Annotated in this window: 11 protein-coding genes; 6 read left to right on the top strand and 5 right to left on the bottom strand. The window is 41.5% G+C overall.

What is annotated here, in order from left to right:
• Positions 1-201 precede the first annotated feature (201 nt).
• Both GC130_RS26145 and GC130_RS26140 read right to left on the bottom strand, forming a co-directional pair.
• On the bottom strand, positions 202-1,851 hold the full coding sequence (locus GC130_RS26145; RefSeq protein WP_152001326.1) for a capsule assembly Wzi family protein: 1,650 nt from the start codon (positions 1,849-1,851) through the stop codon (positions 202-204).
• 249 nt (positions 1,852-2,100) lie between these two features.
• Positions 2,101-2,916 (bottom strand): bifunctional 2-polyprenyl-6-hydroxyphenol methylase/3-demethylubiquinol 3-O-methyltransferase UbiG, encoded by an 816-nt coding sequence (locus tag GC130_RS26140; protein ID WP_152001325.1) that lies wholly within the window; start codon positions 2,914-2,916, stop codon positions 2,101-2,103.
• 155 nt (positions 2,917-3,071) lie between these two features.
• On the opposite strand from GC130_RS26140, the gene GC130_RS26135 reads away from it, so the two are divergent.
• Positions 3,072-4,532, top strand: coding sequence for a flippase (locus GC130_RS26135; RefSeq protein WP_370455861.1), 1,461 nt, complete (start codon positions 3,072-3,074; stop codon positions 4,530-4,532).
• A 14-nt stretch (positions 4,533-4,546) separates the two neighbouring features.
• Complete coding sequence (locus GC130_RS26130; protein WP_193218025.1) at positions 4,547-5,458, top strand: glycosyltransferase family 2 protein; 912 nt, start codon at positions 4,547-4,549, stop codon at positions 5,456-5,458.
• Here the strand turns inward: GC130_RS26130 and GC130_RS26125 are convergent.
• The 3 genes from GC130_RS26125 to GC130_RS26115 all read right to left on the bottom strand — a co-directional run bounded on the left by GC130_RS26125 (position 5,419) and on the right by GC130_RS26115 (position 9,136).
• A complete protein-coding gene (locus GC130_RS26125) occupies positions 5,419-7,128 on the bottom strand; it encodes a capsule assembly Wzi family protein (protein WP_152001322.1) in 1,710 nt (569 codons plus the stop codon). The genes GC130_RS26130 and GC130_RS26125 overlap by 40 nt on opposite strands.
• A gap of 233 nt (positions 7,129-7,361) precedes the next feature.
• Complete coding sequence (locus GC130_RS26120) at positions 7,362-8,006, bottom strand: hypothetical protein (RefSeq protein WP_152001321.1); 645 nt, start codon at positions 8,004-8,006, stop codon at positions 7,362-7,364.
• An 11-nt stretch (positions 8,007-8,017) separates the two neighbouring features.
• Positions 8,018-9,136, bottom strand: a complete 1,119-nt coding sequence (locus tag GC130_RS26115) for a glycosyltransferase (protein ID WP_152001320.1) — start codon at positions 9,134-9,136, stop codon at positions 8,018-8,020.
• Between the two features lie 73 nt (positions 9,137-9,209).
• Here GC130_RS26115 and GC130_RS26110 point away from each other — a divergent pair, with 73 nt between their 5' ends.
• Genes GC130_RS26110 through GC130_RS26100 form a run of 4 tightly spaced genes read left to right on the top strand, consistent with a single transcriptional unit; the run spans position 9,210 to position 12,642 of the window.
• Positions 9,210-10,172: a glycosyltransferase family 2 protein gene (locus tag GC130_RS26110; protein WP_152001319.1), complete on the top strand. Its 963-nt coding sequence runs from the start codon at positions 9,210-9,212 to the stop codon at positions 10,170-10,172.
• Positions 10,165-10,329 carry a hypothetical protein gene (locus GC130_RS28760; RefSeq protein ID WP_193218024.1) on the top strand — a complete coding sequence of 55 codons (165 nt, stop codon included), beginning with the start codon at positions 10,165-10,167 and terminating at the stop codon, positions 10,327-10,329. Before GC130_RS26110 ends, GC130_RS28760 begins: the two co-directional genes overlap by 8 nt.
• Positions 10,330-10,352: 23 nt before the next feature.
• Positions 10,353-11,495, top strand: coding sequence for a glycosyltransferase family 1 protein (locus tag GC130_RS26105; RefSeq protein ID WP_152001318.1), 1,143 nt, complete (start codon positions 10,353-10,355; stop codon positions 11,493-11,495).
• Positions 11,476-12,642 (top strand): glycosyltransferase family 9 protein, encoded by a 1,167-nt coding sequence (locus GC130_RS26100; protein ID WP_152001317.1) that lies wholly within the window; start codon positions 11,476-11,478, stop codon positions 12,640-12,642. The genes GC130_RS26105 and GC130_RS26100 overlap by 20 nt, the downstream gene beginning before the upstream one ends.
• The last annotated feature ends 1 nt before the right edge of the window (position 12,643 follow it).

Here is a 12,643-nt window from a genome sequence, read left to right as displayed (position 1 = left end):
CGCAGAATTCCCATATTTCTGAGGCATTATCGCTTTTACCTTATTTGCTGGTCAAAGTAGGGCCTAATCTGCTGACACAAGCTTAGTCCATTGGGCCAGAACGGGTTGTCTAAGTTCTTCTCAAGTTCACTCTTTTCTTCAATTGCAATAAGGGTGCACTAAAGTCGTTGCAATCAACGCACATCGCAACTTATTGTAAATCTACCTGCCAAAACGGTAAACAGTATTGACATTTACAAAGGCATTGAATTTCCTCTCGCCTCTCGGAAGTACTGCATTTTCTTCGCCAGGCCTAAAGCCCCATTGATAATTGTTCGAATTGACAAAGGAGAGGTTGGCGCTTATGAAGAACCTGTTGAAGTTTCTGTCAAAGAGCAAAGCTGCTGAGGTGTCCACCCATGGAGAATGAAGAGGGTTGTAACTAAACGCCACATTATAAAAGTCATTGTTGCGAGTCAGCCTTTCTATTCGCATTCCTATCTTATTTAATCCATTTACCCAACTTACCTCCAACGACTGTAGGTTACTCCCAGGGCCAATTCCAGCTCCAATCACTTGCCCAAGATGCGTAAAGCCGTTGGTGACTTGCGAATGGAGGTACCAACTCTTGGCATCTCTATTGATATAATTGCTGGACTGCTGCAGCTGTGTAAGCTCTGCATTCAGTTGAAGGTAACGATCCTTCCCAGGCAATGCAAAAAGCTTCGAAAAACCAAGTATGTATGCCCTTGAGTGCTCAGGAGTCATAATAAAATCCCTAAGGTTCCAGGATGCGTCATTGCGGCCGTATTCTGCATACAACTCAGCTTGGACCTTTTTCCAAACCCATCTAAAATACACTGAAATCATTTGATCCCTGTTAAACAAATCATCAGAAACCGGATCGTTGGCTTTAAAAATATTTAGTATACCAGGAAAATAATCTTTGTTCTTTTTGGTGTCGCCAAAATATTGTTGAAAAACTCTGGAGGCTCCAAAATGAAAGCCAGAGAACCACGATGGAGAATAATTAAAGGTGAATCCAGATAAATACCTCCAATCATCTATCGGAGTCAAATGAAGCGGATTGATAATCTGCGTTGGCAGGTAGCCAGAACCTTCGAGCTTTCCAACCAGCGTTTGAAATTCAAAGGCTCCTATCGAAGTCTCGATTGGTCTGGTAGTTTTTAACCCCAAGTGATAAAAGCCAGGAGCATTATTGCTAAAAATCAAAGCGTTTCTTTTTCCCGGGCCCCACCAGATGTTCTGAGAAGAAGCTCCAATAAAAACTGGCCCCAGGTTGAGGCCTGCAAAGCTCTGGCCGGGATGAAGCCTATAGTAAGCACCTTCACCAAATCTTTCAGGCGAATCTATATAATTATAGGTGTACCGGTAGTAAAAAGGCAGCACATAGGGATTGGTAAAACCTTGATACGCTTGGTTTGCCGACCAAACTGCTTCAGGACGTAGCTGCACTTGAAAGGGCCCGGCTTTAAAATAAAACCCTCCTGAGATGTAAGACTGAAAGCCCCTGGAGGGAATCATCAAACCATCGTTCCACCCATATGGATTAGTAGTGTTCAATTGGGCAGTTAATTCAAAAGGGAGCAACTCTAGGCGAGCCTTAGACTTCTTCCCACTGAAAACAATACCACTAAATGCATAGAGCTTTGTCGCTGAATCTGCTAAATAAACCTTACTGCTAAATGGCCGAATATTAAAGGATGGCCTAATCAAAGTATCTCCCAATAGCTGTAGACGCCGTATTCGCTCCTCAAAGGATTTAAAGCCAGTAGGCATATCTTGAGCATTGACTACAATGGAAATAGCCAACGTTACTATGAAGCCAAAAACTTTTATTCCCTTTTTCATTAGCCTATTTCTCGTTAGCGTGTTGAAAAGCAATGCCACCAAAACCTCAAACTTTGCCTGTCTTTCCTGCTAAGTAGTATTGAAGCAAAACACCTCAAGATACTCATGTGCACCGACCTTGTTTCAAATTAGCGTTGCCAAGATATAAATCCCACAGAAAAGCTTAGACGATATTGTCATCTACCTTTCCGGCGGGCAAATTTGAAAGCAACAATGGCAGATGGGTTTCATCAAACTATAACAGAACTTTCAGTATTTTGGTGGTTCCAGCTTCCAGGAACCCTCCTTAGCCACTGTAACTAACACTTCAAGCTCTTCAGAGAAAACATAACTTGTATTTCCAATTGATGAGAGGATCTTATAAATGCCTTCAACAGGGGTTTCCCATGAATACTGCTTATAGTGATACCTCTTAATATTCACGTGAAAGTCATCCGACAAAAGGTGGAAGTATTTTCTTATCTCTTTTGCAGAATACTCTTTCCAATGGTGGCCATACGTAACCCTCTCAAATATCTCCCCAACGCCAACACCAATCCCCGTCATAGTCAATAAGTTTTTTATGCTTCTGACGATGCTCATCAAAGTCAAAGAATTAGGTGTCGATATATAAATGATCCCTCCAGGCCTTATTATCTTATGAACACTCTTCCAAAATGAAATGGGGTTGAATGTTATGTGCTCCATAATCTCGGTAAAAAGAATCAAGTCGTACCTGGAATCAACGCCTTCCATGGACGTCAACTGTTCGAGATCGTTTTCAACTATCCCTACTATCCCAAAGCCTTTTTCTCTCTTCCTGACAAATTCAAGATCCCAAAAAGGACTTACATCCATGGCGTCTATCTGGTAGCCCAGTTTGGTAAGAATCATGGAAGAATGTAAATAGTGGCTGCCTATTTCCAAAATTTTGCTGCCTGGCGGCATTACCTTTACTACCGAAGACGCCATTCTCCGATACCTGCGTTTGTGGTAATTGAAATATTCCAGATCGCTTTCTTTTTCTTCAGCAAGTTGAGAATGCACCTCTTCTATTGCTTTTTCGACGTCAATAACTGACCTCATTAAGTTGCTTTATAAAGTTTATCCCGCAAGGAAATAATTTGTGAGGGTAAATATCTAAAGCTTTTTGTATTTATGTGACTTAAATTGAAAATAGATGATCCAATGGTAGTCTGAGAGAACAGACCTATTCAGTTTCCTTGAAAGATTTTCATCTAATGTCGGGTTGGGAGTCGCCTCCTCTAGCTATGAAAAGAAACTATTTTTATAATCTTATTTTTTCATTTTCGAATATCCTTTTTCCTATCATAACCTTTCCGTACGTGTCAAGGATATTGGGGCCCTCTGGCATTGGAAAGGTGCAGTTTGTCACTTCCTTCTCTCAGTACTTTACTCTTATAGCAGCGCTGGGTATCCCCGTATATGGTATTCAGGTAATTGCAGGGGCAAAAGGCGATTTTTTTAAACTTTCAAAGGTCTTTTCTGAGTTGACAAGCATATACATAATTACCAGTTTGTTGCTTTCATTAGCCTATTTTGCCCTAATTTTTTCGGTTCCTTTTTTTGGCAACCAGTTTCAACTGTTTCTATTTGCAGGTCTAATAGTGGTTCTGAGTTTTACTTCAATCGAATGGTTCTACTCAGGCCTCGAAGATTTCAAGACCATTGCTGTCAGATCCGTCGTCATAAAATCGATAGCACTTGTACTTACTTTCACTTTCATAAAGGAAGCTGACGATTACCTGGCCTATTTACTTATTGTTCTATTCACAATACAGGGAAGTCACTTCCTGAATGTGGTCTTGCTGAGAGGAAAAGTCTCTTTGTCATTTTCAGGTTTAAATCTAAAAAGACATCTCAAACCTCTTCTGTTTATCTTTAGCACTACCGTAGCCGCAAGCATGTATACTGTGCTTGACACGGTCATCCTTGGCTTCCTAACAAGCGACGAGTCTGTTGGTCTATACACAGCTGCTGTCAAGCTGACAAGGATCACTATTCCGATCGTGATTTCATTGGGTGCCATATTAGTGCCCCAGGTTGCACGGGCACTTGCAAGAAATGAGCAGGAAGACATGAAGGTAATGGTCAACAAAGCTTTTGGTTTTGTCTTACTTCTGGCTATACCAATTAGCGTGGGACTTCTGCTGCTGGCCCCCGAATTTATTGAAGTGTTTTCAGGTGAGGGATTTTTACTTGCAGTGCCAAGCATGCAAATACTTTCAATATTACCACTTCTTGTTGGTCTCGGGCATCTATTTGCCTTTGTTATTTTGGTTCCTGCTGGCTTTCACAAAGAAGTGTTTTACTCCGTAGCACTTGGTTTGGGCCTTTGCCTTGCCCTTAATTTTGTTTTGATCCCAGCCTTTCTGGAAGTCGGCGCTTCAATTGCCAATGTTCTAACCGAAGTGGTTGTCACCTGTTCCTACCTTTATTTTATTCAAAGGAACTTTCGCCTTTCATTTAACTGGATGCCCTCCCTTAAGTCGATTCTCTGTGCTTCACTGTTTGTCCCCATTATATTTGGGCTACGGCTGTTATCTTTAAGTGCGGCACTTACACTAACATTGTCAATAGGGTCCTGTGTACTTGTCTACATGACTTTGCAAATGCTCGTGCTAAAGAACGTGCTCATGATGGATTTATGGCAGGCCGTAATGAAAAAGCTTAACCTCTGATGCCTCGAAGGGTTATGAAAGAAAGAAAAGTTTCTGTGGCTATGGCGACATTTAACGGCGGTGCATTTCTGGCCGAACAGATTAACTCGATAGTCAACCAAAGCCTACCCCCCTCAGAAATTGTAGTCTGTGATGACTTATCCCAGGACAACTCTGCGGAAATTCTTAAGAGTTACGAATCGTCAGGCTACCTGCGCTACATTCCCAACGAATTGCGGCTCGGCATTATTGAAAATTTCAAAAAGGCCGTTTCCCTAACTGAAGTTCAAAACTACATTGCATTTTCGGATCAGGATGACATTTGGATGCCGCACAAGCTGGAGATGTTGTTACATCGCATGAGCGAAATAGACGATGGAACCACTCCAGCCTTGGTGTATTCAGACTTGGCTGTAATTGACAAAAAAGGTAAAGTGATTAGAGAATCGTTTTGGAACGAGCTTGGACAGGACACCTATGTTCACTGTTTCGAAACACTGTTATACGGAAATTTTGTTACCGGCTGTAGCATGTTGATAAATCCGCCAATGCGAAAGCTATTTCTCGAAATGCCCTCCTCCTCACCAATGCACGACCATTGGATGGCTTTAATTGGATATAGTTTCGGCACAGCATCCAAAATTGACCTGCCGCTTGTAAAGTATAGAAAACATGGCAGCAATGCTGCCTTTTCAGCTTCTCACTTAAAAAAAACTGCTTTCAGACGACGACTACAAAATCTTAAATTGTTAGTTACCGGGGATCAAAACTATTTAAAGAGTGAGATAGCAATCGCTTCGCTTTTTTTAGAAAAGTTCAAACCATTACTGTCAAAAAAACATCATACTCTGTTACTCCTTCTCTCACAATTGAGAGGACGTTCCTTCTTGAAAAAGAAAGTTTCACTTCACTTGGCCCTTCGCGGCCCGGGAAGAAAAGAGAAGTAGTTCTTATTCCACTGGAGCGGGATTGTGCAGGAAATAGCAGGGTGAAAATTTGTCACATCACGTCCATTGCGGAACCAAGGCAAATCAGGGTCAAACACTAGTTCCCACTGATAGTTAATTGACCTGACATAGACAGCTTTTGCGGATAACAATAGGTTAGAAATTTTCCAATCGATATGTAGCCCTGCTGTAAAATCGATCCAATGTCGTCTATAATCGCCTGTTCGGGAAAAAGCGTATAGCATCCAGTCATTGTCATGTGTGATTCTTTCTAATTGGATGCCTATTCTGTTAATACCCCTTATCCAGCTGAAATCCAAATACTGCGAGTTGCCCCCTGGCCCAATTCCTGCACCGAGAAGCTGGCCCTTGTGAGTAAACCCTTGACGAATATAGTCGTCGGAATACCAACTATCCGCATCAAAAATTCCTTCCCTTTGTGATTGTTGTAACTGAGTGACCTCTATTTGGAACTGCAAGTACTGTTTGTTCCTTAAGGGGAACAACTTAGTGAGACCCAGAGTATAGCCTCTGTTTTTTTCGGGCTCCTCAAGCCATCTCCTGAATTTTCTAGGTTTCCCATGGTTGCCGTATTCAGCGTAGATCTCTGCTGATTCTGGTTGAAAGACCCACCTCAAAAAAACAGAAGATTGGTGACTACTGTTTGATTGCCCAATTATTGGAGCCTCAAAGGGGTTTTCTTTCCTGTTAAAGACTGGAATAAAATCTTGAAAGTGCGCTAAATCGTCATGATAGAGCTGCTTTGTTTTATTGTAGCCGAGGAAAAGCCCTTTGACCCATTTTGGCTGCCACGAAAAGTTAATCCCCGAAATATATCTCCATTTATTTCTTTTAGGAGAAAAAAGAGTTGCTCCATAATATGTTCTGGCCTGCTGCGGCAGGGGTTTTCCGGAGTTTTCTATTTTCCCTGCAATAAATTGCCCTTCGAAACTGCCGACGGCAGTAACCACCGGTGCGTTTGTTTCCACAAATAGGTGGGGGAATCCCTGCGCATTGTTGCTCAATATTATTGCGTTTCGATGACCAGGCCCCCACCATATGTTTTGGGTTGATATTCCCACGGAAAAGTGGTCAAAGCTGTATTTCACGAGGGACTGACCCGGAAGAATTTTGTTGTATTTTCCGTTTGTCAGTTTTTCAGGTTGGTCTATTCTGTTCCACCAAATATACCTCCACATCCAAATGATGTCGTAGTGCACCGAAGGAAACCCATCGTAGTCGAGATCCCGTGCGAAAATGTATTCAGGCCGTAATTGAGAGGTCAATCTTCCATACTTAATATGCAGCCCAAGGCTTAGGAGGTTTTGGGCGCCGACAGCTGGTATAAAAGCTCCATCATTGCTACCATAAGGAATTTTTGTGTTGCTCTGAAAGCGATTTTGTAGAGGAAGGACAGCTACCTTAAATTTCTCTTGATCAAAAACCGAATTCCCTTCCCACAGATACCGGACATCGTTAATGTAAGACGAATCGTCATTTACAAAAGACAGTGATCGCCTGGAAAAAGAATATTTATCCGAAATGTTTTCCAATAGCTGGCCCCGTCTCAAATAGTCCTCGACAGCACCATACCCCACAACAGGGATCGACTGCCCAAAAACTTGATTGAACAAACATAAACTCAAAAGCCAGAACAGGTACTTTATCACATTAAATGTACTTTGAGCTTGATCCCGCTCTATGAGCTGGCATAACAATTAACATATCAGTTATATTCACCTTCATTCAATTGAAGCAAGACACCTCTTGATGTATTCGTAAAGTACGGTTGCCTACTCCCTTTTTTACTACTAGCATGTCAAAATAAACACACTAAGCCTGCAGCTCTCCCACTGAATATTTCCCTTTAGAAAAGAAGAATAGTAAATCAATTCAATATGGTCTAATTTAAAGTAAGCGTTTTCAAAGTCAAATTATCAAGAGACCAGCTTTCGTCGCATATGTCATTTGGAATAGGTTGGGTAAGCCTATCAAAAAATCTGACTTCCAGCTTACGTCCTGAATGGCCAACTGTTTTGCTGATTTTGTAAATACTCGTTCCATTACTGAGCTCAGAATAGTAACACAGCAATGGGAGGTCGGTCTTAAAAGCTCCGGTCTTCGGGTCATTCATCCTCCATCCGTTTTGAGGATAAGATTGTTGTATGCACCATAAAGCATTACATATCCCATTGGAAAAAGTGGTTTCGATGATTGACTGCCCGTCAACCAGCATCAACCACCAATCTGGCCCAGCCGGATACGATAAATTGCCATCCCACGAATCATGAATAAACAAGTCAAAGGAAATAGTTATATAATTATGTTCAGGGAGATCGTCCATTGCCATAGAAAATCCATCGTCAAAGTAATTTCCAATTACCTGATTTCCATTATAATTCATAAGCTTACCTCCGACAATATTATCCATATTGGTACTCTCAAAATCGTTGAAAAATACAATAGCGTCATTTTTCACCGTGGGTTCACACGAGACAAAAAAGATCGCAAAACCCATCCACCAAGAGTATTTAATTGATAGTGACATAGTCCCGATAACTAATTCCGCAGCTTCTTTGCGACTTTATTAAAAGTTTCAATGTACTGGTTGCTCACATTGTCCCAGTTGTACTTAGCTGTCAGCCCTTGCCGGACAACGACCCTAAACTCATTCGCCAGCTTTTCATCCATATCCAACACTTCTATTTTTTCCACCACTGAGTCAGCGTTTTTTTCGAAAAAAAGCCCATACTTGTCTACACCAAGTACTTCTCGACTAAATGGCGTATTCAAAGCCAATATACAACATCCATACGCCATTGCTTTGAGTAAAGTGGGGTTGGTTCCTCCAAATTCGTGACCATGCAAGTACACGAAGGCATTGTGATAAAGCTCGGCCAATTCCTCTGGATCTGTCACATATCCTGTAAATAGTAACCTGTCATCACTTTCAGCCATTGATTTAATGTTTTTGGCATAGTTGTCTTTGTAGGGCACGTCACCAACAATGACAAGTTTTCTTTCAGAGTTCGAGCGTAGAAAACCCTCTACCAAGAGGTCAGCGTTGTTGTCAGGTACAAGACGGCCTACAATTAGAAAATATTCTCCTTTAGTAAGGCCCCACTTCGATATTTTAGAGGGATCAATAGATTCTCTAACATTCGCTCCGTACGCAATAACAACTGATTCTCTTTTAAACAGATTTAGATATACCCTCCTCATTTCATCAGAATCATTGACCAACTGATCATATAGCTTTGTGGAAAGCCAGGATGCAAAATAAAAGTAGCTGGCACCTAATCCCTTCCATTTCGGGCGCAGCCATTCCAACCCATCAACATTAATAACGGTCTTCTTTTGGAACAACCTGGTTAGTAGGCCAAATGGCCCATTTGCAGAGTTAACAACAAATATCACGTCTACGTTACTAAAGCATGCATGTACAACCGAAAGAAAGGAATGGGTTAGCTGACTAAGCACTTTTGTCTCCAATGAAGGCAGGTAAACCAAATCGATGCCTTTGAGCCTTTTAGGCTTATCTTTGAAAAGATTTTTGTGACAATAGACAGTAACCTCGATGCCCCTGTCGACCAACCTTTCAGAAAGTTCTTTTACAAGGGTTTCATAACCACTATAAACGTATGGATAACCCCTTGAACCAATGATTGCAACCCTCATTCGAAAAATCAAGTTTTATTTTTTATCAAAAAGAATCTCACTTTTGCGCATTATTGCATTGTAACAATCTTTCATGAATCCGATAGTTTCAGCTATTTACGTTAATCACAACACCTCAGCCCTTTTGCTGGAATCGGCATCCTCGCTGATTGAAAAAAACGTCTCGTCTTCTTTCGAAATTATAATCATTGACAATGCCTCCAACGAAAAAGAAAAATCGATTTTAAGGTCAGCGTCTCAAAAAAAAAAGACTCAAAATATCAGACTTATATTTTCTGAGGTAAATCTCGGATTCGGCAAAGCTAACAATCTAGGGGCAAAACATGCTTCGGGAAAATATCTTTTCTTTATCAACCCAGACACGTTGATTTTGAACGATGTCCTCGAAATTTTCATCAGCTTTATGAGAGATTCTGGGCCCGCCGTAGCTGCGTGCGGAGGAGGCCTACTAACAAAAAACCTTCAGCCAAATCATTCTTATGGTAACTTCCCCGGCATACTGCTTGAAGTTTGTAATATAGGGCTTGGACTTAGTTTTCTTCTGAATGGATACTATGAAAGAAAAATAGCGATTGGTGCTAAAGTGCATGGGAGTGGAAAATTACAGGTTCCATATGTTGTAGGCGCAGATGTTTTTATAAGAAATGAACTCTTTTGGAAGGTGGGTGGCTTCGACGAAAACTACTTCCTGTACTATGAAGAAACTGACCTTTTTCTTCGCCTCAGCAAACTGGGGTTAACCTCTTACATACTCCCAGAAGCCAAAATTATTCATTTTGAAGGTGGGGCAGTAGGGAATAATCAACCTAGTACTTTCAACAGGTTTAAGCATGAAGTGCTTTTAAGAAGTAAACTTTATTATTATAAGAAGTGGTACCCAGCGGCTTATTTGCCAGTTGTAAAGACGCTTATTTTCTTTCAAATACTGGTTCAGTTCTTAAAAGGCAGGATGGGTAACGATATTAAGTCACTGATTCGTTCCTACCTTACTAGCATTTCGCAAGCCAACGCTCAAAACAGCGTGACAAATGAGTAGAGTCAAAACAATACTGGAGGAATCCACCAACAAGCCGCTTCAGGCCATGCTTCCTTCCAAGGCTTATCTCGATCTTCTCATCAGGAAACGAGGAAGTGAGGAGCCTGAGATGAGACAGGTTTATGATCTCTTCAATCGACCATCTTCTTTTGAATGATAATATGAAAAAATGCAATCCGGATGAAACTGGCAATTGATACTCACCATCTTCTTACTGAAAAGGCAGGCACCAGGAGAGTGACCGAAAATTTGCTTGAGCAACTAAAAGCAGCGCCCAATACAGAGCTGCTCGAGTTTCAGCCAGGATACACGTTAAAAAAAGGCTCCGGTCTACTCGTCAAACTCCGAAGCCACGCACTTCGATTTTTTTGGGTGCATATTCAACTGCCGTTTCTGTGCGCTAAACATAGGGTTGATTTCTTGCTTTCTCCTGAATTTAATACCCCACTTTTCACACCCTGTCCAAGGGCCGTAATCGCCCACGATGCTCACATGCGGGCTCAGCGAGAGTTTACCAGCACTTTATGGTTCTATTTCTACTATGTTCCATTTATAGAAGTTGCCATCAGAAGAGCTGACTTGATATTCACCGTTTCACAATTTGCTAAAAGACAAATCGTTGATTTAATGAGTTTGGACGAAAGGAAAGTTCATGTAGTATATAACGGAGTCGATCAACTATTCTTTAAAAGTACACCTAAGCTCAATTCAAAGCTTCCCGGTGGACTTGTAGCAGACCAATATATTCTTTTCGTTGGCACGTTTGAAGCAAGAAAAAATATCGGAAGGCTTCTTGAAGCTTTCAGCGTATTGAAAATCAGACACACCGAATCACTTCAAAAATTAAAGTTGGCGATAGTAGGGCAATCTGCTTCCGGGAAGCACTCCGATAGCACTCGGCAAATACGATCGCTGATTAAGAGCCTAAATCTAACGAACGACGTAATACTTTGCGGGTATGTGACCGACGCTGAGCTGCCAATAATTTACCAAAACGCTAAGGTTGTGGCGTTTCCATCTTTGCACGAAGGGTTCGGACTCCCGATAATAGAAGGGTTTGCCAGCAATGTACCTGTATTAACCTCAAATCTGTGTTCAATGCCAGAAATAGCCGGAGGCGCAGCTCTGTTGATAGATCCTTACGAAATAGACGATATCAGCAGCAAACTTGAAAGGCTACTTTTCGATGAGGCACTTCGCCAAGTGCTAACTACCGCCGGTACTGAAAGAGTGAAGGAGTTTACGTGGGAAAGATTCGGCTCAAAAGTGCTAGCAAAAATCACATCCTTTTTGAATAAAACAGATGTCAGCGCTGATACATAACAAAAAGAAAAGGCTACTGCTATATGCGGTTAATGCTGTTCTATGGCTACTTTTTCTGCCTAAGAATGTGTTTGGCAAAAGTGTGAAGTTTAAGTCCTTGCCAGCAAAGAAAATTCTATTGGTAAGGCTAGACTACATAGGTGATGTAGTTATGACGAGCCCCTCCTTTTCATTTATAAGGCACCGGTTTCCCAACGCCAAAATCACACTATTGACTAATCCTTCCGCCAAGGTGCTTTTTAGTAAAGACCCAAGGATTGACGAAATCGATACTTTTAATTGGCCTTGGGGGCATTTGAGAGCAAATAACCGATTTAGCTTTTCCTTATTCAAAGAGTTATTCCACCTCGTTTTTCGCCTAAGAAGAAAGAAATTCGATTTGATGGTAGATTTTCGAGGAGACATGAGGTTTGCGTTACTATTCGGCTTCTTTACAGGCGCAAAGGTGCTGGTTGGTAACTCAAGGTCAGGAAACAAATTCATGCTGGACTACGCATCGGAATATGATGCCTCAAAACACGAACTGGAGAGGACTTTAGATGTATTGGCCTGTTTCGGGGAGATTCCTATAGTGCGTCACCCTGAGATATTTCTTTCAGACGAAGCGAAGCTTCTGGCAACAAAACATTTAGAGGAGCTTCTGGGTACAAGCTCGCTAAAAAAACTTGCTATGATTGCTCCTTTCTCTTCAAAGGATATCAAGTCCTGGCCCCTTCCTTATTTTGAAGCCGTTATTAAGCACCTTTTAACCCTGGATTACAAAGTAGTTATAGTTGGAACAAGGGAAGACCAGGAAAATTCTGCATCACTTGCGAGTGTTTTTCCTTCAAAAGTGTACTCTTTGGCAGGCAAAACAAGTCTTAATGAGCTAGCTTGTATGACGTTAATTTCTACACTTGTGGTTGGAGTTGACACCGGTGTTCTGCACATAGCGTCTTGTTTTGACACTCCGATCATAGCCATTTTTGGACCAACACGCTCTTGTGAATACCGGCCTTATTCCAAATTTTCGATAGTAGTGGATAGTGGTGAATGCAAGTGCGATCAACTCACCCACGCAAAGTGTGATAGTCAAGTTAATGGCTATGCAAGATGCATGTTTGAACTAGGCCCACAGGCCGTAATAAGAGCTATTCAGAGCATATAAA

It is taken from the genome of Imperialibacter sp. EC-SDR9 (assembly GCF_902498805.1).
GTDB lineage: Bacteria > Bacteroidota > Bacteroidia > Cytophagales > Cyclobacteriaceae > Imperialibacter.
The sequence above is the reverse complement of the archived record's forward strand: the minus strand, read 5'-3'. Positions and strand labels throughout refer to the sequence as shown.

Excerpts from the sequence above, each read along its gene's own strand:
- GC130_RS26140 (WP_152001325.1), bottom strand. The coding sequence starts at position 2,916 with ATGAGGTCAGTTATTGACGTCGAAAAAGCAATAGAAGAGGTGCATTCT.
- GC130_RS26105 (WP_152001318.1), top strand. The coding sequence starts at position 10,353 with ATGAAACTGGCAATTGATACTCACCATCTTCTTACTGAAAAGGCAGGC.
- GC130_RS28760 (WP_193218024.1), top strand. The coding sequence starts at position 10,165 with ATGAGTAGAGTCAAAACAATACTGGAGGAATCCACCAACAAGCCGCTT.
- GC130_RS26100 (WP_152001317.1), top strand. The coding sequence starts at position 11,476 with ATGTCAGCGCTGATACATAACAAAAAGAAAAGGCTACTGCTATATGCG.
- GC130_RS26130 (WP_193218025.1), top strand. The coding sequence starts at position 4,547 with ATGAAAGAAAGAAAAGTTTCTGTGGCTATGGCGACATTTAACGGCGGT.
- GC130_RS26115 (WP_152001320.1), bottom strand. The coding sequence starts at position 9,136 with ATGAGGGTTGCAATCATTGGTTCAAGGGGTTATCCATACGTTTATAGT.
- GC130_RS26120 (WP_152001321.1), bottom strand. The coding sequence starts at position 8,006 with ATGTCACTATCAATTAAATACTCTTGGTGGATGGGTTTTGCGATCTTT.
- GC130_RS26110 (WP_152001319.1), top strand. The coding sequence starts at position 9,210 with ATGAATCCGATAGTTTCAGCTATTTACGTTAATCACAACACCTCAGCC.
- GC130_RS26135 (WP_370455861.1), top strand. The coding sequence starts at position 3,072 with ATGTCGGGTTGGGAGTCGCCTCCTCTAGCTATGAAAAGAAACTATTTT.
- GC130_RS26145 (WP_152001326.1), bottom strand. The coding sequence starts at position 1,851 with ATGAAAAAGGGAATAAAAGTTTTTGGCTTCATAGTAACGTTGGCTATT.